Origin of the sequence: Nibribacter ruber, assembly GCF_009913235.1 — a bacterium.
In the GTDB taxonomy this organism is placed as follows: Bacteria; Bacteroidota; Bacteroidia; order Cytophagales; family Hymenobacteraceae; genus Nibribacter; species Nibribacter ruber.
Window position 1 is genome coordinate 4,089,920 of sequence record NZ_CP047897.1, and the last position, 19,040, is coordinate 4,108,959.

The window sequence follows — 19,040 nt, forward strand, 5'->3', positions numbered from 1 at the left end:
ATGAGCAAAGGGAGAGTTAAATTCCGTCTAACCTAACATTAGAAAGCTATGAAAACCATAAAAGGAATTATTTGCGGTCTGGTCCTGAGCACGTCACTGTTTGGTTGCGAGGCGCTGCAGGCAGACGCCAAAGAGAAAGGCAAGGAAAAGAAAGGACCGGTAGAGGCCGCTTCAAAGGCGGTGACCATTGCCCAGAAATGGGATGTGCCAGATATTCTGCGCGAAGTCTCAGGGATTGTGTACCTGGGCAATCACCAGTTTGCCTGCGTGCAGGATGAGGCCGGCGTCATTTTTCTGTACAACACCCAGACCAAGAACATAGACCGCCAGATTACGTTTGGCGCCGCCGGAGACTATGAAGGCATTGCTTTGGTAGGAGATAACGCCTACGTGGTGCGCAGTGACGGGCAGTTGTTTGAGGTGACCAACATTCACTCCCAGCAAAACCAGGTCACCGAGTACCCAAGCGTCCTGACGCCTGAGCACAACGTAGAAGGCCTCACCTATGACCAGAAAAACAACCGCTTGCTGCTGGCCATCAAAGGCGAAGAAACCAACAGCCCCGCCTACAAAGGCGTGTATGCGTTTGATCTGAGTTCTAAGAGACTGTCCAAAGAGCCGGTGTTCAAGCTGAGCCTGCAGGACCCGCTGCTGTTCCAGAAAAAGCAGAAGAGCCTGAGCAAAGTGTGGGAGCCCTCAGAAATTGCCATTCATCCTGTGACCGGAGAAATTTACCTGACAGAGGCCTCCAATCCGCAGCTGTTCATTCTGCACCCAGACGGGAAGATCAAGAACCGGTTCGCGTTGAACAAGCGGGATTTCTACAAACCAGAAGGAATTGCCTTCAGCCCGACCGGGGACTTATACATCTCCAATGAGGGAAAGAAGGACGCTGGTAACATTCTGCAAGTGACGTTGAAAGACGCGCAATAAGTTAAAACTAGACCCTGGTTTTAAGCGGGAGCGTTTTTGGCTTGTTTTCCAGGAAACAGGCTAAAAACGCTCCCTTTTTTGTCTTCAGGACGATGGCTTGTCAAGGCTCTGGGGCAGGTTCACGCACCTGATCAGCACGGTTGGTTTTCATTTCTACAGCATTCTTTCAGGAAAAATTACGCATTTAATTAGGCGCGGGGCTTTACTTATTCAGGAAATACTATATTTTTAAGGAGTCTTGTTGACTGCCAGGCCCGTAGACGGCGGCAAAAGGGCAGAGGGAGAGAAGGCAGTACGCTTATTCAGAAATAGAACTAACGAAGCAGATAGAATACTATGGAATATGAAGTAAGAAAAGCCGAAGGCAAGTTAGGCATCCTCATCCCGGGCCTGGGCGCGGTGGCCACCACCTTGATTGCCGGCGTAGAAGCCGTGAAGAAGGGCATCTCGCAACCCATTGGCTCCCTCACGCAAATGGGCAGAATACGCCTGGGCAAGCGCACCGAAGGCCGTCATCCGCTCATCAAGGATTTCGTACCGCTGGCCAACCTGGAAGACATCGTCTTCGGGGGCTGGGACGTGTACGCCGACAACGTGTTTGAAGCCGCCATGCACGCCAAGGTGCTGGAACCGATGCTTTTGCACGCCGTGAAGCCGGAATTGGAAGCGCTTCAACCCATGAAGGCCGTTTTTGATAAATCCTACGCCAAGAACCTGGACGGTACCCACGTGAAAGAGGGTGCTCATAAGATGGAGCTGGCAGAGGCTCTTATGGAAGACATTAGAAACTTCAAAGAAGAACATGGCTGTGACCGTCTGGTGATGGTGTGGTGCGGTTCTACTGAGAAATACATTGAGCCTTCTGCCGTTCACCAAACCATTGAGGCCTTTGAAGAAGGCTTGCTCAACAATGATCCCGCCATTGCGCCCAGCATGATTTATGCTTATGCCGCCGTGAAGATGGGCGTGCCCTTCGCCAACGGAGCCCCTAACTTAACGGTAGACATCCCAGCCATTATAGAACTGGCCAAGGAGCATGAAATTGCCATTTCGGGTAAGGACTTTAAAACCGGTCAGACGCTCATGAAAACCATCTTGGCCCCTGGTCTGCACGCCAGAGCCTTGGGCGTACGGGGTTGGTTCTCGTCTAACATCCTGGGTAACCGCGATGGCTACGTACTGGACGACCCGGACAATTTCAAGACCAAGGAAGTCTCCAAACTGAGCGTGCTGGATGAGATCTTCAAGCCAGAGTCCAACCCAGAACTCTACGGAGACATGTACCACAAGGTGCGCATCAACTACTATCCGCCGCACGGCGACAACAAAGAAAGCTGGGACAACATTGACATCTTCGGGTGGTTGGGCTACCAGATGCAGATCAAAATCAACTTCCTTTGCCGTGACTCTATCTTGGCCGCGCCGTTGGTATTGGACCTAGCTTTGTTCTCAGACCTCGCCCAACGAGCCAACATGAGCGGCATCCAGGAATGGCTGTCCTTCTACTATAAATCGCCGCAGACCGCCGAAGGCCTCGCCCCCGAGCATGACATCTTCAAGCAGCTCATGAAACTGCAGAACACCCTGCGCCACATGATGGGCGAAGATCTAATCACCCACCTGGGCCTTGACTACTACCAAGAACTGATGGAAAGCCTGTAGATGATTAAAGCGCACTACCTCATTTCCTCCACGCTGGGCATTGGTTACCTAGGCAAAGGCGGCGGCACGGTAGCTGCCGTTGCCACCTGTCTGGTCTGGTACGCCCTGCAAGCCAATGGGAATGAGGTAGTACTTTATCAAATTCTAGCCAGTTTGCTCATTACGTTGCTGGGCATTTGGTCGGCTAGTCAAGTGGAGCCATTCTGGGGCAAGGATGACAAGAAAGTGGTCATTGATGAGGTGGCCGGCATGTGCATTAGTCTTATTGCGGTGCCGTTGACCTGGCCGTACATGTTGGCGTCTTTGGTGCTGTTCCGGTTCTTTGACATTGCCAAGCCGCTCTTCATTAGAAAGGCAGAGCAGGTGAAAGGCGGGCTGGGCGTGATGCTGGATGATGTGCTGGCCGGCATCTGTGCCAACCTGCTGCTACAGGTGGTTATTTATCTTACGTAAAACGCATGCTTACTTTTCTCAAAGCACAGACAACGGCCATGCTGGCCACGGGGGTAGATTTTCTGGTCACCATTGTGGTGGTGGAAACCCTGGGCGTTTGGTATGTGCTGGGTACCATGTTGGGCACTATTTCCGGGGGTGTTTTTAATTTTTCCGTGAACCGCAAATGGGTCTTTCAACCTGAGAATAAAAGCACCCGGGCGCAAGGCGTAAAATATATGCTGGTCTGGCTGGGAAGCATGCTGCTGAACGCTGCCGGCGTCTATGTCCTCACGCATTACACTGGGTTGGTGTACATAGCCTCCAAAGTGGTGACGGCCGTATTTGTGGGCGTTGGGTACAACTACCAGTTGCAGAAAAAATTCGTTTTTAGATAGACGGCCTTTGCCCCGTGGGCACTTTTCATTATCCATCTTCCAAAGAACCCCAATCCTATGAGCACCGAGGAAAAAGCCTGGAAACGATTTTTGCAGCAAGGCATCTACTACATTGTAAACCCGTTTGTGCGCCTGCTTATTAAACTGGGGTTCACGCCCAACGCCGTGACCATGACCGGTTTCATCATGAACATTGGCGTGGCCGTCATTTTCATCATCGGGGCCGAAGACGAGAACCGGGCCAACTATGCTTACGTGGGCTGGGCCGGTTTTCTGATCATGATGGCCGGGCTTTTTGACATGCTGGACGGGCAGGTGGCGCGCATGGGCAACATGGGCTCCACGTTTGGGGCGCTGTTTGACTCGGTGCTGGACCGCTACTCAGAGCTGGTCATGTTTCTGGGCATCTGTTACTACCTCATTGCGCATGATTATTTCCTGAGTTCCCTGTTTGCGTTTGTAGCCTTGATTGGGTCCATGATGGTGAGCTACACCCGCGCCCGCGCCGAAGGCCTGGGCATTGAATGCAAGGGCGGCTTCTTCCAACGGCCCGAGCGCGTGGTCTTGATTGCCCTGGCCGGCATGTTCTGCGGCCTCACGGCGTACCTCTTCGGAGATTTCAAACTGCATATTCCGGGCGTGCCATTCTCTGTGTTTGAGACCATGTCTGTGTTCACCTTTCCCTTGGCTATTCTGGCGGTGTTTACCAACGTAACGGCTTTCTCCAGATTGATGGGAGCCAAGAAGTCTTTAGAAGAAAAAGAAGCCAGGGAACTGCACCAACAGACAGCCCGCTCTTTTGAGGCGGTTAAGGATAACACCGTTACTCCGGTTTAGCCTTCTTGTTCAGTAATTCTAGCATGGGTTCTCCGTCCCGTTTGGGAATGGGGAAGTGGAGAAGTTCTGCCACGGTGGCAGCTAGGTCAACCTGTGAGCGAGCTTTGGTGGGCCTGAAACCCGCTTTTACATCGGGCCCCAGCATGAGCAGACTGATGTGGCGGCAGCCTTCGCAATCATCTCCGTGCTCATTGAACCGCTTTCCCGTATGCCGGCCGTGGTCATTGGTGATGAGCAGAGAGGTAGTGCCTTTGTACACAGAATCCTGCTGCAGCCACTGCCATAAGTCATAGGCATATTGGTCACTCTGCTGGATGGCCTTCAAATATCCTTCCCAGTTGCCGGCATGGCCCTGGCTGTCTGGCTCCTTTAAATTGATGAGCACCAGCTTGGGGTGATGCTGTCCCATTATCTCCTTCGCCTTGCGCACGGTCACGGCATCTTCTCTGTAACTGGTACCCAGTCCGTTGTTCCCAGAATTGGTAGAGGGAGGGAACTGCGCTGCGGAATCAGTAGACTCAGTTTTAGCCAGAATCTCTAGTTTGTCTTTGCTGGTAATGATCCAGGTTTGGGTGGCGGGCGCCCTGGTGTGCAGCCGGTAATAATGAAACAGAGAAGGGTATGCTGGAATCTCCGTGCCGTTGTTCTTGAGGTTTTGGTAATGACCGGTGGTCACGGCCACGTGCCCGGGGTTGGTTAGCGTTTTGCCTTGGTTGTAGAATTCTGGATGAAACACGCCCTGCGGCGCCATCTGCCTAGCCATGTTGGGGATAAGCGCGTGCGTAGAGTCACCCCAGGTGTCAGAGAAGCGCACTCCATCAATCATCAGAATTACCACATGCTTGGTCTGGTAGGTGTGACTAGACGTTGGCAAGACGGCAGTTGCTTTTTTCTGGCAGCCGCCCAAAAGTAATAATGCTAGCCCAATCAGGAGGTTCCATTGGAACGCAGAGGCCCAGGAGGAATGCCGTTTCATACGCAGCGGTTTTACATTATGGGTAGAGCAGGTACTGGGCCCGCACCTTTCTGAAATACGCCAGCTCTTTTTCCCAATCAGCTATGATGGCTTTGGGGTGCTCCCCGGCTTTCAGTCGTTTCCGGACGGTGTCTGTTTTCCAGAGGCCGTCCAGGCGGCTGTTCTTCCATTCCAGTTGGTTGGGGTAGAGCGTGTACAGCGCATGAATGATATAAGCCGTGGCATTGGCGGCGGCAAAGGCATTTCTGTCCGTCACCACCATTTCGGCGCCTTGGCATACCTGGCCTACAAACTTAGGCGGATAAATCCTGATGCCATCTACCACACTGTCTGGGGTGAACTGAACGGGTTTAAACGTAACGCCCGGTAATTGGTAGCTGTTGAGTTGTTTGGCTAGGTGCTCGCCGTTGATCCAGGGCGCCCCGATGCGTTCAAACGGCTGCATGGTTCCCCGGCCTTCAGACACGTTGGTTCCTTCCAGAATGCAAGTGGCAGGATAAACAGTGGCCGTGGTGAGGTTGATCATGTTAGGCGATGGTTTGATCCAGGGTAGGGCCGTCTGGTCAAACCACTGGGTACGGGTATAGTGCTGCAGCGGAATCACCTTTAAATTAGCGGTGGGCAGTCCTTTCACCGCGCGCTGGCCGTTGAACATGTTGGCCAGTTCGCCCACCGTCATGCCGTGCACAATGGGCAGGTAGTTGGGGCTTATCACGGGCTGCATCGCGTTGGTGCCCACGTTTCCGCCGGTTTGTAACCCGGTAATAGGGTTAGGCCGATCCAGCACCAAGAGGAGTTTGTTGTTCTCGGCGGCGGCTTCCAGCAGGGCGGTCATGGTGGCGATGTAGGTATAGTATCGTGCGCCTACGTCCTGGATGTCAAAGAGTAACACGTCCACGTCTTGTAACATAGCGGGAGTAGGCTTTCTGAGTTTGCCGTACAAAGAGATGATGGGCAGACAGGTCTTAGGATCTTTGGCGTCTGCCACATGGTTGTCTTCCTCGCCACGTATGCCGTGTTCGGGGCTGAAGAGTTTGACCAGTTTCACGTCCTTTCGGGCGAATAGCGCATCAACCAAATGGCTTTTATCTGGCAACACCCCGGTGTGGTTGGTGAGCACGGCTACCCGCTTGCCTTGCAGCAGCGGCAGAAACTCAGGCGTGAAAAGCCGTTCCACCCCCAGGATCACCCGTTTTGAGGAAGTTAGGGAAACCTGTTGACCAAAGGAAAGCTCTGCGCCAGAGAGAAGGACCGTTACACCTAGAAACAGGCGTAAGGCCATAGAGAAACCAATTTTCTTCATGACTCTAACATACGCAAAAGCCAAAGGCCAGCCTACCAGAATTCCGTTTTTGGCCTGTTTCCTGGAAAACAGGCCAAAAACTAAAGGCCATCACCGTACCTGAAGTGCTTATTCACAGTCACGGGCAGTTTGCCGGCCGGCTCCAGATTGCCCACTACCAAAGAGGCCGCTGCTGCCTGTATGGCCGGCAACTGCTGGTAGCCCACCAGAATGGACGTGGCCTGGTGAATGTCTGGGAAATGGTCCAGAATGTAGGCGTTGTCAAACAAAACCACCACGCTGCGCTTTTTTCTGGACAGTTCATTGATGAGCGCCCTTTCCTCTGGCCCCAAGCCCAGGCTGTTGCTGGGCCGTATGCTGGGCCCGTATATGCTGAGCAAAATCAAATCATACTTGAGCAATTCTTTCCTGAGTTTCTTGATGTACTTGACGTTGCTCTTGCGCGGCAGGAAGAATTCCTTGACCGTGAGGTGGTTTTTAATGCGTTTCTGGAACACGGTGGTGGAAGAGGCGCCTACCGCCAGACTGGCAATGGAACGGCGTTTTCTGTTTTCAACCGGTATCTGGTGTTTCTTGTTCTTGAGCAGCGTCAAAGAGCCTTCGGCCAGGCGGCGTAGGGTTTCATGGGCCCGTGACTTGTGCAGGTCTTGGTACAGGCTGTCTAAGGGTACCGGCTGGTAATGATTCAAGCCCACCCAGTGTTTGGCGGCCAGCACTTTCTTGCAGCGGCGGTCTATTTCTTTCTGGCTTAGTCTTCCTTCCCTAATGGCTTTTTTGATGGCTGCCAGGGCCTTGGGCACGCTCACCAGACGTTCCAGTACATCGTTACCGGCTTCCAGGGCCATGACTTCGGCCTCGCCGGGCTTAAAGTATTTGGTCACGCCCTTCATGACCATGGCATCTGTGAAAATGAGGCCGGCAAAATCTAACTCCTTGCGCAACAAACCGGTCACAATGGGCTTGGACAAAGAAGCCGGCAGGTTGGCGGTGCTGTCCAGTTTGGGCATGTGAATGTGACCCACCATCATGCCGCCCACCCCGCTCTGGATCAAATGCCTGAAGGGATACAGCTCCAGGGAGTCCAGACGGTCACGGCCGTAGGGGATGACGGGCAAGTCATAATGCGAGTCTACATCAGTGTCGCCGTGGCCGGGGAAGTGCTTGGCGGTGGCAATGATGCCGTTGTCCTGCATGCCCAGCATCTGCGCCAGACTCTTGGAACTCACGTCTTCTTTGTTCTCCCCGAAGGACCTGTACGAGATAATAGGATTCTGGGGGTTGTTGTTGACGTCCACTACCGGCGCGAAGTTCAGGTGCATGCCCAGCCGCTTGAACTCATAGGCCATCTCGGCGCCCATGCGGTAGATCAAGCTGTCATTGTTGATGGCGCCTAACAACATGGGCAGCGGGTACTGCATGGCGCTGTCCATGCGCATGCCAATGCCGTTTTCGGCGTCCATGCCAATGAGCAGGGGTACTTTGGAGGCTGCCTGTAATTTGTTGGTGAGTTTAGCCTGGCGCACTGGTCCTCCCTGAAACAGCACAATGCCGCCCACTTTGTAGCGCCTGATCAGGTTTAGAACATCTTGCTCATGCTTGGGGCCCTGGTTGGAAAAGACCTCAATCATCATGAGTTGCGTGATGCGTTCATCTGGCGTGAGGCGCTTAAACACCGAGTCTACCCACTTGTTCTTTCTATTGAGGGCCGTGATGAGGGCGTTGGGGTATTGAATGGTGTCCTCGGGCTCAATGGGCGTGGGTTTGAACACTACGGTATGGTGCACCGGTTTTTCCTCTTTACAAGAAAAGGTGCCTATTCCCAAAAGAAGCAGCAATACAAAAAAACAGTAAGAAAGGGTTCTGGCAGATGAAGAAAACATGGAGCGTGCGTGGATTAGCCGACGGTGGTTCAGCATGGGACTTGTACTGCCAATCTACCGTTAGAGTTGCGCCTTTCGTTTACCGCCAAGTCATGAAAGCGGAGGCTTCTGATTGATCCTCAGCTTATTAGGGTGCCGGTCGTTTTTGGCGTATTTTCCAGAAAAGAGGCCAAAAACGAAACAACGGCAGTATGCTTGGTTTTTAAACGAAAAGAGGGAGCCGCTCTGTGCAGCTCCCTCTTTCTATAAGTGCTTTGATTGAATCGGTTTACTTGAAAATCTCGGCGAAGAACTGTTTCATGGCCTCCCAGGACCTTCTGTCTGCGGTGGCGTTGTAGGCGGCGCCTTTGCTGTTGTCATTGCCAGAGGCAGGGTTAGTGAAGGAGTGCACGGCGTTGCTGTAGGCTATGAACTGGTAGTCTACCTTGGCCTCGTTCATTTCTTTGAAGAAGCCTTCCACCTCGGTTTGGGGCACGTACGGGTCAATGGCGCCGTGGGCCACCAGTAGCTTGGCCATGATGTTCTTGGCATCAGAGGGGTTGGGCGTGCCCAAGCCGCCATGGAAACTCACAACGCCTGCCACATCGGCGCCGCTTCTGGCCAGTTCCAGCACCGTGGTTCCTCCGAAGCAGTAGCCAATGGCAGCAATCTTTTTAGTGTCTACGTTGGCCATTTTCTGCACATGGTCCAGGGCGGCGTTGATTCTGGAACGCAGCAGGGGCAGGTTGCTTTTGTACTTGCCAGACTCTGCCCCGGCGGCTTCGGGGGAGGCGGGCCGTACGCCTTTGCCGTAAATATCCGCGGCAAAGGCCACGTAGCCCATCTTGGCCAGTTCATCGCAGCGCTTTTTGGTGTAGTCATTGATGCCCGTCCACTCATGTACCACCAGCACGGCCGGGCGTTTGCCTTTCAGGGCCGGATCATAGGCCAGATAGCCTTCCAAGGTGGTTTGTCCGTCTTTGTATTCAACAAGCTGCGTTTTAATCTTCTGGGCCTGCAGGGTGGTGCTCATTAGCAATGTGAGGAGGAAAAAAGTGAATAATGTTTTCATAGAAGTGGTGCCTGAACTGAATAATTGTTAGACAAAAGTCATAAAAAATTAAAACAAACCATGCGCTGCCTGTTCTTTTAGTGGAATTTCTTAGCAAGCACATCAGAAAAAGATGACGCGGAAGAGAATGGTCTGCAAGGTGTACAGGTCGTTTTTGGGCTGTTTTCTGGAAAAGAGGCTAAAAACGAGAGTACAGCCGCCTTTAAAAGTGAACAGGCATTTCCTGGAGTAAACCGGTTAAAAAGAAAAGGTTAATTGTCCTTTAGTTTGCTTCTGAGAATCTGCTCTAATTCCATCAGGTGCGGCTGAATCTTGGACTGTCCCAGTTGAGCGCTGCGCATGGTGAGGGTGCTCTGCTTGGCGGCCAGTTTTTTGCCGGTGGGCGTCTTGAAGAAAGCAGTCATGTCTTTGAGTTCCTTCTCAGTGAATTCCTCCATGTACAGTTTCACCATGTCTTCCTTGATGGCGTCCCAGCTCATGTATTTGGCAAAAAAGGAACGGACCTCAATTTCGGCTTCCTTCATGGCGGGCATCTGTTCCATTTGCATGGTGAGCATCTGCTGCAGGTTGGTGTCTATGGTTTTGGGCGTGTCCATGGTGAGGAGCAGGGTTTCGGCGGCTTTGTAGTGGCTGCTTTGGGTTTGCGCCATGGCGCTGCCGCTTGCTGTCACCAACAGCAGAAGAAGCCCCCAAAAGAAAGATGTTCTCATAAATAGTCTAGATTTGGTAAGATGTACGGCATTCTGGGGTGGGACAGCCTTACTCTTGGGTAATTCTTTCTGAGTCACAATCAAATAACCCGCCACCAGCGCCTGCGTACCACCCTACAACCGGAAAGCACCCGTTTTGTTAATCCTATTCTATGAAAATCACCAAGAAAGAAACCGCTTATAAAGGCCATTACCAGCTGCAAATCTACACGGTCAAAGACGGCCAGGAAGAGTTCAAGCGCGAGGTCTTCCAAACAGGCACCGCCGCTGCCGCGCTCGTTTTCAATACCCGGCAACAAAAATTCATTCTGGCCAAGCAGTTCAGGCCCGCCGTGGAGCAAGAATTGGTAGAAGTGGTTGCCGGTATGCTGGATAGCCCAGATGAAAAGCCCGAAGACGCCATCACCCGCGAGATTGAGGAAGAAATTGGCTTTGCCGTGGACAAGCTGGAGTTCATTGCTTCCTTTTACCCATCGCCGGGGGCGTGCTCAGAGCGGATCGTGCTCTTCTACGCCGAGGTAAGCCATCAAGTGAGCGAAGGTGGCGGCAAAGACGATGAGCATGAAAGCATTCAATCTGTTTCCTATTCGCCCCAAGAGCTGGCTGACGCCGAGTTTATGGATGGCAAAACCTTCATGGCCGTGCAGTGGGCCGAGATGAACGTGCTGCCCAACCTTACCAAGAAGTAGGTGCTGGCAAGGCCTTTGTTTTTCTGGTTGCGTGGATGGTTTACGCGTGCTTTTTGACGCTTGAGACATGGGGCAGGATTAACTCTGCCGTCCAGGTCTCGTAAACAGGGTACACCTTGTGTAATTTTTTTAACCCTCAACCAAGAAATACCATGGCTAACGACAATAAGAATTCAGAAAATAAGAGAAACCAAGAAAACAACGCTAACAACCAGAGCGACAACCGCAAAGACGGAACCTTCGCCAGCCAAAACTATGGCACCAAGGCGCAGGATGGCAACACCGGCAACTATGATTCTACCGGTCGTAAAGACGTGAATGACGCCGGCGGCAACCTGGACCGCGGCCAGGCCCACGATGATAAAAACGGCGGTGGCGACATCTTAGGACGCCAGGGCGGCGGACGCGGCGAGGCGCAGGGCCTGGGTAAGGTTTCTTCCAACCCGGTGAGCAACAGCCCGCGCGGTGCGGAAAGTGACAAAGATACTGGTCGTGGTACGCATGCCGGCGGCCTAGGCGACAGCCACAGCGGTTTTAAAGGCAACCACAACGGCAATGACGGCACCGGCGGGGGCAAAAGCAGCGGCAGCGCCGGCCAGGGCGGCAACCCAGAGAACAGGAACCAGTCTGCTTCTGGCACCTCGGGCAAAGACGATGTCAACAACCCCAACATTGCCGGTAGAGGCGGCAAGCACTAAGATAGGTTCTTACCTGTCTTGAACGAAGAGGCCTGTTCTGTAAATGGACAGGCCTCTTCGTTTTTGGGCTATTTTGGTGAAAACAGCCCAAAAGCGGAGGCAAGTGGCTAAGTGTGAACCAAGACCAAAGCGCAAAATGCTGAGAAACTTTTGGCCGCAATAGGAAAATAGGAGCATTTGTGTCATCTTAACACATAAACCCCTTGTCTTTGTAGTAATGCGCCTTACCCGTCCTACACTGGAACGTCGGGCCTCTAAACGCATGTAGATGAGCAAAACCGTGAGCCCGAAGATCAGTGTGGTGATTCCGCTTTACAACAAAGGGGCGTACATTGCGGCTACGCTTCAGTCTGTGCTGCGCCAGACCTTCCCCAGCTTTGAGGTCATCATTGTAGACGATGGGTCCACAGACCAAGGACCGGCGGTGGTAGAAACCTTCCAGGATTCCCGCTTACGCATTGTGCATCAGTCCAACCTTGGCGTGTCTGCTGCCCGCAACCAGGGCATACGGCTGGCGCAGGCTCCCTACATTGCCTTCCTGGACGCCGATGACTTCTGGCAGCCTACTTATTTAGAAGAAATGCTCCGGTTCATAGAACGATATCCGGCCTGTGGATTGTACGTTTCGGCTCATCAGGTGGCAGAGAAGCACCAGGTGCTGGACCCTCCTAAAGATTTGCCGGAAGGTGTTTTGCCAGATTATTTTCATGCCGAGCTCACCTACAAGATTACCCGGCTTTCATCTACCGTGGTGCCCCGCCAAATTTGTGAAGAGGTAGGGGGCTTTCCTGTGGGTATGGTGAGCGGGGAGGACAGTTATTTCTGCGGAAGGATAGCCATAGCCCACCCAGTGGCCTTTTTGACGAAGCCATTGGTCATCTATAACCAGCAGTACAGCGGCCTCCAGGACCGGTCCTTTAAAGGAGACACGTGCGCAGAAGATTGGTGTGACCTGTACCAGCCCGGGGCGTTTTACCAGAACGAGTTAGTAGCTGTCAAGGCCCTTAAGGCTGGTATTAGACTGGCCATGACGTTAAACAGAAGTCAAAGCAGAGCCATTGAGAAGAGAACCAGGTACACTGCCCTTTTCCAGAAGAAGTGGCGCTATCTCTATTTCTTAAACCGGGTGCCCGCTCCGTTCATTCTGTTGTACAAAAAAATAAAGCCGCTGCTGGCAAATTAACAGACAAATAGTTAGCCGTATAATTCGGTTTATCCGTATAATACTATATAATTCTTGAGTCAATCCAATATCAGATTGGCTACTTCACCTTCTCTTCGGCACACAATATCATAGCCAGGCGCTTGCCGGGCTGTATTGTTGGTATACCTGCGCTCACTTGTACAGCATCCACCTTGCTTCCCTCGGCGTTTTATGTCAGGCACCGCTACAACCAATTGGGATTGGGAGATCACCCCTAAGACTTCTTTCTGGGCGCACAGCACCCAGGAGTTGTGGGCGTACCGGCATTTGCTGGCAGGGTTGGTACGGCGGTACTTTCTTCTCAACTATAACCAGACAGTGCTGGGGCCTCTTTGGATTCTGTTTCAGCCTGTTCTTACGCTGGCCACCTACGTGCTGGTGTTCAACAAACTGGTGGGCATCTCTACGGGCGCCTTGCCGCCGGTAGTCTTCTACGCCGCGGGCATTGTGCTCTGGAACTTCTTCAGCGACAGCTTTATGGGCACGTCTAACACCTACAGAGAGAATATTCAACTGTTCAGCAAGGTCTATTTTCCTAGAATCATCATGCCGGTTTCAGTGGTGAGCACCCAGTTTCTGCGTTTCCTGATTCAGATGGGCATGCTGCTGGCTGTCATATTGTATTATAGTCTGGTTACTGACTACGCTTTTCAATGGACCTGGAACCTGCTGCTTTTGCCTGCGGCCGTTGCCTTGGTGGGTTTGTTAGGGTTGGGGCTGGGGCTTTTGTTTTCTGTGCTCACGGCCAAGTACCGTGATATTACCAACCTTGTAAGTCTGGGCGTGCGGCTGCTCATGTTCGTGACCCCGGTTATTTATCCTTTGACCGTCATTCCAGAAAAATTACGCTGGGTGGTGCAGCTCAATCCGCTTACGCCGCTGTTTGAGTTGTTCCGGCTTGCCTTATTAGGCCAGGGATTGGTCACGCCCATGCAGTTGGCGTACAGCTTGGTGCTAGCGGTAATATTGTTGCTGGGGGCTGTTCTGTTCTTTCAAAAGCAAGGCGATAGATTGATTGATGTAGTGTAAACAGGAGAATTGGGGCAATGTCTGAGACCGTCATCAAGGTAGAGCATCTTTATAAATTGTACCGTTTGGGTACCATTGGCACCGGTACGTTTCGGCGGGATGTGCAGCGGTGGTTCTCCCGTTCCGTTCTTAAAAAGCAAGACCCCTTCGTGCCAATAGAATCTGGTAAAAAAACGAGTCACATAGAAAATCAGTCCATCCTGGCCCTGCAGGACATCAACTTTGAGGTTAAGCACGGCGAGGCCATTGGCATCATTGGCAGTAACGGCTCCGGCAAGTCCACGCTGCTCAAAATCATCTCCAGAATTGTGAAGCCCACAGAAGGCACCGTGCGCGGAAGGGGCAAGGTAAGCAGTCTCTTGGAAGTGGGCACGGGCTTTCACCAAGACTTAACCGGCCGGGAGAACATTTACATCAGCGGGTACCTGCTGGGCATGAGCAAAGCCGAAATAAAGGCCAAGTTTGATGAGATGGTGGCCTTTTCTGGGGTGGAGGAGTTTATTGATACGCCCGTGAAGCGCTATTCTTCTGGCATGTACGTGCGGCTGGCCTTTTCCGTGGCCGCGCACCTGGAACCCGATATTTTGATTGTGGACGAGGTGCTGGCCGTAGGCGATGCAGATTTCCAGAAGAAGTGCTTGGGCAAGATGCGCGAAGTGTCACAGGCGCAGGGACGCACCATTTTGTTTGTGAGCCACAGCATGCAAGCCATCAAGAACCTCTGCGACAAAGCCCTCTGGCTGAACAAGGGAGAGTTACAGGCTTTTGGCGGAGTAAATACGGTGGTCAACCAATATCTCAATCATGCCCAGCACCACAAATTCAAGCAAACCTGGGCTTCGCCTACAGTGGCTCCCGGCAATGACTGGCTCAGGATAAAATCAGTGGAACTGGTGCCGCAGCTAGAAAACCCAGATGACCCTTTGGACATACGCGTGCCGCTCACGGTCCAGTGCCAGTTCTGGTGCTTAAAACAGGATATACAGCTGAGCGTGGGGCTTTTGCTTTTCACCACTGGCGGCGAATGCATTTTTGACGTGCCCTCAGATCCCGTTTCCAGCCAGGTGGGCGTGATGGAAGCAGAGTGCACCATTCCGGGTAATTTCCTCAATGACGGCTCTTATTACATCTCACTCAATTTCGTGAAGGACACGTCGGTGGGCTTGTTTGACTTTGACGAGTGCCTGGCCTTTGACCTGGAAGACTATAGAGGGGACATACTATGGTATGGCAAATGGTGGGGAGCGGTACGTCCAAAGCTTCCTTTTGAGGTGAAATGTGCAGAGCCGGTTCTGGAAGAATCAACCCTAAGATTATGAAAGCCTCCACCTCGTACCATATCCACCACCTGAACCTGAGCCACGGCCTACCGCTGCCAGACCTCTTAGACATGGAGCAGGGCCAATACCTGGTGTTCTGGTGGAAATCATTGGCCCTTGGCCACGTTTTCCTGGAGTCGCGGTCAGGACTTACTCTGGCGCAGCTGCTATTAAAAGTTAGTGCCGCGCTTAAGCCGGCCGTAGAGATGTACGTAGCGCAAAGTGGTCTGCCTAAAACGTCCTGGCGGCTATGGATGGAGCAGGGGAAACAGGAAAAGTGGCTGCCTTACTTTCAGGACGTCTTTCAGGAAGCCATTCCGCAGGAGGTTCCTGCCACGGTCCCTATTTCTGTGGTAATCTGCACTTGTAACCGGGCACCGCAGCTACAGCAATGCCTGGACCGCCTGCTGCAACTTACCTGCCTTCCAGAGGAAATTATTGTAGTAGACAACGCGCCCAAAGACAACGCCAGCCAAGAGGTGGTGGAACAGTACCCTTCGGTGCGCTATGTACGGGAGAGCAGAATGGGGCTGGACGTGGCCAGAAACACCGGTGCCCGGCAAGCCAGTCTGCCAGTGGTCGCTTATGTAGACGATGACGTGACCGTGCACCCGGTGTGGGCGTATTATGTATGGGAGTCCTTCCAAAACCCAGACGTGGCTGCCCTAACGGGCCTGGTGCTGGCCTCGCACCTTAAGTCTGAGGCTCAGTGCATTTTTGAGAAGCACTGGAGTTTTAATCGGGGATTTGTGGAGAAAGTCTATGACACCTACTATTTCAAATCTACCCTGCCCAAGGGGCCGCCAGTCTGGGAGATAGGCGCGGGCGCCAACATGGCCTTTAGAAGAGAAGTGTTTCAGGAGGTGGGCTATTTTGACGAGCTGTTGGATGCGGGAGCGGCTGGCTGTAACGGCGACTCTGAGATGTGGTACCGCCTGCTGGCCAAAGGTTTTACCATTCTGTACAACCCCAAAGCCATCGTCTTTCATGAGCACCGCGAGAACGTGCAAGAATTGAAAAGGCAGATTTTCTTTTACATGCGCGGCCATGCGGTGGCAGCCCTCAAGCAGCACCGATACCACAAGGCAGGCTATCCCCAGTACTTAACCAAACTCTTGCTGGTGTCTTACAGCCGGCTGGCGATACGCGGCTTCCCTCATTATTCCTTCCAGTACCAGACCTTGTGGGCGCAAGTAACGGGCTTGCTCTCCGGATTGGCTTTTTACCTAAAACACACCAGACACTGGAACCAAAAACCTTGACGAGACATGGAAGAGATGCTTTCTATAGCGCAAGACACGCCCTTGGTATCGGTGATTATTCCGTGTTATAACCAGGGACATTTTCTGGCAAAGGCCATAGAAAGCGTGCTTCATCAGAGTTATAAAAACACAGAAGTAGTAGTAGTGGATGACGGCTCTACAGATCAAACCGCGGTTCAGGCCCAGGCCTACCCACAAGTAATCTACATCTACCAGCAGAACCAAGGGTTGCCAGGGGCCAGGAACACGGGTATACGCCACAGCAAAGGCCATATGCTCCTGTTCCTGGACGCCGATGATTGGCTCTACCCCAAAGGCATTGAAGCGAACGTGAAGCAACTGGAACAGCAGAAGGAGGCAGCCTTTGTATCAGGGACGTTTGATGCCTTCTACACGCAGGAAAACACCATACGAGAAGGGGCAGTGGCGGTACCGGATCATCATTATCTCCATCTGCTGCAGGGGAATTACATTGGCATGGTGGCCACGGTCTTGTTCAGGAGGTGGGTGCTGGAGGAGTTTCAGTTTGATACCGCCCTTAAAAACTGCGAAGACTATGACCTGTACCTGCGCATCGCCAGAAAGTACCCGGTGTGCCACCATGCAGAAAAGATAGCGGCCTATCGGTTTCATTCGGCCAACATGTCTTCTAATATTCCCAAGATGCTGCAAGGAGCATTGGCCACCTTAAGAAGGCAAAGAGAACAGCTGGCCACCCAAGAGGAAAGGCGAGCCTACCAGAAAGGAAGAACCACCTGGAAGAAATACTACTGCAAAGAACTCTATGAGCACCAAGTGAAGCAAAAAGCGCCCATTACTGCCAACGCGCTGTTGACGTTTCTGCAGCACAGGCCGCATTACCTGCTCTCATACTCCCTTAAAGCGAACAAAACCATGGTAAAGAAACAAGTCAAGAAACTCATTCCCACCTCCTGGTTGAGGTACCTGCATCAGAATAGCTGGTATAGCCGTTTTGTGCCGCCGGTGGGGGAGGTGCGCTTCGGGGATTTTGGCATGACCAAACCATTCAGCAAGGAGTTTGGCTATGACCGCGGCGGCCCCATTGACCGCTACTACATGGAAAGTTTTTTAAAAGACAATGCTGCCAGCATACAAGGCCGGGTGCTGGAGATAGGAGACAATGAGTACACTCTTGCCTATGGTCAGGAGAAAGTAACCAAAAGCGATATTCTGCATGTAGATGAAAGCAATGCCAAGGCCACGTTCATTGCAGACATCAGCCATGCCCCGCACTTACCGGCCAATGCCTTTGACTGCCTGCTGCTTACCCAGACGCTGCATTTAATTTATGACGTGAAAAGCGCCTTAGAAACCTGCCACCGCGTTTTGAAACCGGGCGGTCACCTCCTGTTAACCGTACCCGGCATCACGCCCATAGACCACGGCGAGTGGAAAGAAACCTGGTATTGGGCCTTCACGGACAAAGCCGTGCGCAAATTGCTGGAAGAAACTTTTCCGGGAGGCCACCTAGAGATAAGCACCTATGGTAATGTGTTTGCAGCCAGCGCATTTCTGTACGGACTAGGTCTGCCAGAAGTAGCTAAGGAAAAGTTAGACGTCCAGGATCCTCACTTCCAGGTAATCATTGCGGTGCGCGCCACAAAATCTGCAGTATGCTAGGGACTAAGCTCAAACATATGGTAAAAGCGTATTTTCAGCCCAGGGCGTTGGTGTTGATGTACCATCGGGTGACTGATTCTAGCCAGGATGTCTGGGATATCTCAGTGCGCCCCGACCTGTTTGAGCAACAACTGCAACTATTACAAGAAGACTACCAGGTCCTACCCTTGCCAGAATTAGTGGCACGTGCCGACAAAAACAGCCTGAAACGAAAAAGCATTGCCCTCACCTTTGATGACGGTTACCTAGATAATTTTCTGGTGGCCAAGCCCTTGCTGGAGAAATATGGGTTGCCGGCCACCTTCTTTATTGCCGGTGGCCAAGCGGAGGCTGAGAAGGGATTTTGGTGGGATGAGCTGGAAGACCTGGTGTTAGGGAGCCAAAACCTTCCGGCACGTTTCTCCATGGCAGTGGCGGGTGCCAAGGTAGAAATAGAACTAGATAAAGAGAGTTTCCTGACAGGCAGCCTCCAACAAAAGCTCAGTCAATGGAAAGCCGTAGGGCAGGAACCAGAAACCCAGAGAGGTAAGCTTTTTCTACAACTGTGGCAGCTGCTTCGGCCGCTACCTTATGTAGAACAACAAGACTACTTAGCCCGGTTAAGGGAATGGGCAGGTGCGCACAACATAAGCAAGCCAGCACATGGCAGAATGTCTCAGACCCAGTTGCAGGATTTGGCACGGCATCCGCTTTTCAAACTGGGAGGGCACACGGTGTCTCATCCTTTGCTGTCATCACTAAGCAAGGCGCGGCAGTACCAAGAGCTGGCAGAAAACCAGGAGGTTTTGCAAGACCTCACAGGGAGCCCGGTTCAGGCCTGTTCTTTTCCTTACGGAGCCTACAACTCAGACAGCCTGGCGGTGGCTCAATCACTTGGCTACACCGCCGCCTTCACCACGCAGGAGAAAAGCATTTCGCGGCAAACAAACCCTTTCCAACTGGGAAGGGTGCAGGTTCCAAACCTGAGCAAGCAAGCCTTCGGGCAGTTTCTTAGCTATCCCAGATAAAGTAACGCT

General features: G+C 52.5%; 18 protein-coding genes. 13 read left to right on the forward strand and 5 right to left on the reverse strand.

The features are described from left to right. Positions 1-48: 48 nt before the first annotated feature. From GU926_RS17255 to GU926_RS17275, 5 genes are all read left to right on the forward strand, one after another. A complete protein-coding gene (locus tag GU926_RS17255) occupies positions 49-933 on the forward strand; it encodes an SdiA-regulated domain-containing protein (RefSeq protein ID WP_160694091.1) in 885 nt (294 codons plus the stop codon). A 336-nt stretch (positions 934-1,269) separates the two neighbouring features. After that, a complete protein-coding gene (locus tag GU926_RS17260) occupies positions 1,270-2,595 on the forward strand; it encodes an inositol-3-phosphate synthase (protein ID WP_160694093.1) in 1,326 nt (441 codons plus the stop codon). Next, on the forward strand, positions 2,596-3,048 hold the full coding sequence (locus GU926_RS17265) for a phosphatidylglycerophosphatase A family protein (RefSeq protein ID WP_160694095.1): 453 nt from the start codon (positions 2,596-2,598) through the stop codon (positions 3,046-3,048). A 5-nt stretch (positions 3,049-3,053) separates the two neighbouring features. After that, a complete protein-coding gene (locus GU926_RS17270; protein ID WP_160694097.1) occupies positions 3,054-3,425 on the forward strand; it encodes a GtrA family protein in 372 nt (123 codons plus the stop codon). A gap of 57 nt (positions 3,426-3,482) precedes the next feature. Continuing rightward, entirely contained in the window at positions 3,483-4,262 is a 780-nt protein-coding gene (locus GU926_RS17275) for a CDP-alcohol phosphatidyltransferase family protein (protein WP_160694099.1), read from the forward strand. On the opposite strand, the gene GU926_RS17280 is transcribed toward GU926_RS17275, so the two are convergent. From GU926_RS17280 to GU926_RS17300, 5 genes are all read right to left on the reverse strand, one after another. After that, positions 4,249-5,238, reverse strand: coding sequence for an alkaline phosphatase family protein (locus GU926_RS17280; protein ID WP_160694101.1), 990 nt, complete (start codon positions 5,236-5,238; stop codon positions 4,249-4,251). The two genes, GU926_RS17275 and GU926_RS17280, sit on opposite strands and share 14 nt — an antisense overlap. 16 nt (positions 5,239-5,254) lie before the next feature. Further along, on the reverse strand, positions 5,255-6,541 hold the full coding sequence (locus GU926_RS17285) for an exo-beta-N-acetylmuramidase NamZ family protein (protein WP_160694103.1): 1,287 nt from the start codon (positions 6,539-6,541) through the stop codon (positions 5,255-5,257). Between the two features lie 80 nt (positions 6,542-6,621). Then, positions 6,622-8,325, reverse strand: a complete 1,704-nt coding sequence (locus GU926_RS17290) for a glycoside hydrolase family 3 protein (protein ID WP_232058371.1) — start codon at positions 8,323-8,325, stop codon at positions 6,622-6,624. A gap of 364 nt (positions 8,326-8,689) precedes the next feature. Further along, on the reverse strand, positions 8,690-9,472 hold the full coding sequence (locus tag GU926_RS17295; RefSeq protein ID WP_160694107.1) for a dienelactone hydrolase family protein: 783 nt from the start codon (positions 9,470-9,472) through the stop codon (positions 8,690-8,692). A gap of 251 nt (positions 9,473-9,723) precedes the next feature. After that, positions 9,724-10,182: a DUF2059 domain-containing protein gene (locus GU926_RS17300; protein ID WP_160694109.1), complete on the reverse strand. Its 459-nt coding sequence runs from the start codon at positions 10,180-10,182 to the stop codon at positions 9,724-9,726. Between the two features lie 152 nt (positions 10,183-10,334). Here GU926_RS17300 and GU926_RS17305 point away from each other — a divergent pair, with 152 nt between their 5' ends. The 8 genes from GU926_RS17305 to GU926_RS17340 all read left to right on the forward strand — a co-directional run bounded on the left by GU926_RS17305 (position 10,335) and on the right by GU926_RS17340 (position 19,031). Next, a complete protein-coding gene (locus GU926_RS17305) occupies positions 10,335-10,871 on the forward strand; it encodes an NUDIX domain-containing protein (RefSeq protein WP_160694111.1) in 537 nt (178 codons plus the stop codon). Positions 10,872-11,023: 152 nt separating this feature from the next. Beyond that, positions 11,024-11,569, forward strand: coding sequence for a hypothetical protein (locus tag GU926_RS17310; RefSeq protein WP_160694113.1), 546 nt, complete (start codon positions 11,024-11,026; stop codon positions 11,567-11,569). A 268-nt stretch (positions 11,570-11,837) separates the two neighbouring features. Beyond that, a complete protein-coding gene (locus tag GU926_RS17315) occupies positions 11,838-12,752 on the forward strand; it encodes a glycosyltransferase family 2 protein (protein WP_160694115.1) in 915 nt (304 codons plus the stop codon). A 192-nt stretch (positions 12,753-12,944) separates the two neighbouring features. Then, entirely contained in the window at positions 12,945-13,802 is an 858-nt protein-coding gene (locus GU926_RS17320) for an ABC transporter permease (RefSeq protein ID WP_160694117.1), read from the forward strand. A 17-nt stretch (positions 13,803-13,819) separates the two neighbouring features. Continuing rightward, entirely contained in the window at positions 13,820-15,121 is a 1,302-nt protein-coding gene (locus GU926_RS17325; RefSeq protein WP_160694119.1) for an ABC transporter ATP-binding protein, read from the forward strand. Next, entirely contained in the window at positions 15,118-16,383 is a 1,266-nt protein-coding gene (locus tag GU926_RS17330) for a glycosyltransferase family 2 protein (RefSeq protein ID WP_160694121.1), read from the forward strand. The genes GU926_RS17325 and GU926_RS17330 overlap by 4 nt, the downstream gene beginning before the upstream one ends. Before the next feature lie 6 nt (positions 16,384-16,389). Then, the gene (locus tag GU926_RS17335) at positions 16,390-18,024 is read left to right on the forward strand and encodes a glycosyltransferase (protein ID WP_160694123.1); all 1,635 of its coding nucleotides are present in this window, start codon (positions 16,390-16,392) and stop codon (positions 18,022-18,024) included. 17 nt (positions 18,025-18,041) lie between these two features. Beyond that, on the forward strand, positions 18,042-19,031 hold the full coding sequence (locus GU926_RS17340; protein WP_160694125.1) for a polysaccharide deacetylase family protein: 990 nt from the start codon (positions 18,042-18,044) through the stop codon (positions 19,029-19,031). Positions 19,032-19,040 lie beyond the last annotated feature (9 nt).